Raw genomic sequence first — 2,050 nt, 5'->3', positions numbered from 1 at the left:
CCCAGCCACCGGGGGCGGGCGCCGCCGCACCGCAGCGCCCGCACGTCGTCCCTCTCTTCGAACCGATGCCCGGCGACCGATGCCCGGCGACCGATGCCGGGCTACCGATGCCGGGCTACCGATGCCCGGCGACCGGTACCGGACGCCCCGTACTCCCTCTTCCGGACCGCCCTTCGTTCAGTCTCCCGGCGGCGGGGACGCGGGTCCCGGGTCCTCGTGCTGATGGCGGTGGTCCTCGGTGACTTCGCTCCCGGGGCCGATCCGGATCTCGAAGTCGCCGTCGTACTTGGCGTGCCCCTGGATGACCGCGCTCTCCACCGCTTCGACACCGAATTCGTGGCGGACGATGAGGGGGTCCTGGCGCAGGTCCCGCATGAGGGAGACGCACATGCCGACCATCACGATGGTGAAGGGCGCGGCAACGAGGATGGTGAGGTTCTGGAGTCCGGCCAGCGCGTCGCCCTCGCCGTCGCCGATGAGCAGCATGACGGCGGCCACCGCGCCGGTGACGACGCCCCAGAAGACGACCACCCACTTGTGCGGCTCCAGCACGCCCTTCTGCGAGAGCGTGCCCATCACGATGGAGGCGGCGTCGGCGCCGGAGACGAAGAAGATCCCGACCAGGATCATCACCAGCACGCTCATCAGGGTGGCGACCGGGAACTCCTCGAGCAGGCCGAAGAGCTGGGCCTCCGGCGTGTCGGCGCCGCCCAGCTTGCCGGCGGCCTTGAGCCGGATCGCGGACCCGCCGAAGATCGCGAACCAGACGAGGCTGACGGTGCTCGGCACGAGGATGACCCCGCCGATGAACTGCCGGATGGTGCGGCCCCTGCTGATGCGGGCGATGAACATGCCGACGAAGGGCGTCCAGGAGATCCACCACGCCCAGTAGAAGACCGTCCACGAACTCAGCCAGTCGGCGACCTCGCCCTCACCGGTCGCCTCGGTGCGTCCTGCGAGCTGGGGCAGTTCGCGGAAGTACTCGGCGATGGAGGTGGGCAGCAGGTCGAGCACGATGATCGTGGGGCCCGCGACGAACACGAAGACGGCGAGGATCAGCGCGAGCACCATGTTGATGTTGGAGAGCCACTGGATGCCCTTCTCCACCCCGGAGACGGCCGAGGCGACGAACGCCACGGTCAGCACGGCGATGATGGCGACCAGGAGACCGGTGCCCGTCTTCTCCCGCCAGTTCAGCTCGTGGAAACCGCTGCCGATCTGCAGCGCGCCCAGGCCGAGGGAGGCGGCGGAGCCGAAGAGCGTCGCGAAGATCGCGAGGATGTCGATGATCCTGCCGAAGCCGCCCTGGGAGTGGCGTTGCCCGATGAGCGGCTCGAAGACGGCGCTGATCGTCTGCCGGCGGCGCCTGCGGTAGGTGCTGTACGCGATGGCGAGCCCGACGACGGCGTAGATCGCCCAGGGGTGGAGCGTCCAGTGGAAGAGGGTGGTGGCCATCGCCGTCTGCATCGCCTCGGCCTCGTCGGCGGGACGGGTTCCGGGAGGCGGGTTGGTGAAGTGGGCCAGGGGTTCACTCACCCCGTAGAACATCAGACCGATTCCCATACCGGCGCTGAACATCATCGCGACCCAGGAGACGGTCCGGAACTCCGGTTCCTCGCCTTCCTGGCCGAGCTGGATCCTTCCGTAACGGCTGATCGCCAGCCACAGCGCGAAGACCACGAAGCCTGACGCGGCGAGCATGAAGGCCCAGCCGCCGTTGTGGATGAGCCCTTCGAGCAGATCGGTGGAGACGCTCTCCAGCGAGTCGGTGGCGACCGAGCCCCAGAGCACGAAGGCGAGCGTGAGGACGGCGGTGACACCGAAGACCACCCGGTCGGTAACGGGCTTCTGCCCGTGGCGCGGGTCCTCGGGGAGGTCCGCCGTGACGGACAGGCCGTCCGGCTTCGGGTCGTCCTGCGGCACGTGGGGCACCTGGGCACCTTTCGGGAGTCCGGATATCACTCCTCGTAGGCAGTACCACACGGGGCGCGTACGGTACGGGACCCGCGAGCAGTGGCGGTCCGCGCGCGCCCGTTCACGCCCGCGAGGC

At 69.2% G+C, this 2,050-nt stretch carries 1 protein-coding gene; it reads right to left on the bottom strand.

Translation table 11 applies throughout. The annotated features are described in order from the left end of the window. Positions 1-177: 177 nt before the first annotated feature. Positions 178-1,923 (bottom strand): BCCT family transporter, encoded by a 1,746-nt coding sequence (locus ACWD3D_RS36470; RefSeq protein ID WP_451464944.1) that lies wholly within the window; start codon positions 1,921-1,923, stop codon positions 178-180. Positions 1,924-2,050: the final 127 nt, after the last annotated feature.

It is taken from the genome of Streptomyces sp. NPDC002690 (assembly GCF_053592415.1).
This window is presented reverse-complemented; position numbering and strand designations above follow the sequence as displayed.